At 64.2% G+C, this 1,004-nt stretch carries 1 protein-coding gene; it reads left to right on the top strand.

Annotation, left to right across the window (positions count from 1 at the left end):
* On the top strand, positions 1-757 hold a 757-nt coding region (rfbA, locus tag RI554_11720; GenBank protein ID MDR9392681.1), incomplete at its 5' end, for a glucose-1-phosphate thymidylyltransferase RfbA.
* Positions 758-1,004: the final 247 nt, after the last annotated feature.

The following is a 1,004-nucleotide window of genomic DNA, read 5'->3' as shown; positions in this document are numbered from 1 at the left end:
GTGGGCCGGGATCCGCGAAATCCTGATCATCACCACGCCGCACGACCGGCCGCTATTCCACCACCTCCTGGGCGACGGCGCTCAGTGGGGGATTGAGCTTTCCTATGCCGAACAGCCCTCCCCGGACGGTCTCGCACAGGCGTTCTTGATTGGGGAATCGTTTTTGGGCGGCTCCCCTGCCTGCTTGATTCTGGGTGACAACATCTTTCACGGCTACGGCATGAGCGAGAAGTTGAGAAACGCAGCGTTGCTGACGAAGGGCGGCCACGTGTTCGCGTACCGCGTTCACGACCCGGAGCGCTACGGAGTCGTCACGTTCGACGACCAACGTCGCGTCCTGGACATCGAGGAGAAACCATCCCAACCGAAAAGTCACTACGCCGTGACCGGCCTATATTTCTACGGTGCTGACGTGGTCGACGTCGCCAAGAGCGTGCGTCCGTCCAAACGCGGCGAGTTGGAGATCACCGACGTGAATCGGGCGTACCTGAGCCGCGGCGAACTGTCGGTCGAGTTGCTGGGGCGTGGTACGGCCTGGCTGGACACGGGTACGCCGGATGCGCTGCTGCAGGCTGCGACGTTCGTGCAGACGCTGGAGGCGCGGCAAGGATTCAAGATCGCGGCCCCGGAGGAAGCCGCGTGGCGGAACGGATGGATCGACGACGTCCGGCTCGAAGAGCTCTCGGAGCCACTCCGCAAGAGTGGCTACGGAGCCTACTTGAAGGGCCTTCCCACCGACGGGGACTCGTTGGAGTAAGTGGGCGACCTCGGAGGATACCGGCGTTCGCGTCTCGTCGTCACGCTCGTCGTGAACCGTGAGCATGACGGGCCACCACCCGCGAGGTTTCTGGCTCCCATGCAGCAGCGATGGTCCTGGCCTTTGGTCGAACCTTTTCGGTGATTCGGGCGCCCCCTCGCGTGACGATTCCGTGGACCACCGATGCGGTCGTCCGACGCGACCCGCGGTGCGGTGACCTCATCCACCGCGTACCCGCGGTCGACCC

The organism is Trueperaceae bacterium, from assembly GCA_031581195.1.
Lineage (GTDB): Bacteria > Deinococcota > Deinococci > Deinococcales > Trueperaceae > SLSQ01.
Note: the sequence above shows the minus strand (reverse complement) of the source record. Positions and strands in the feature narration are given on the sequence as shown.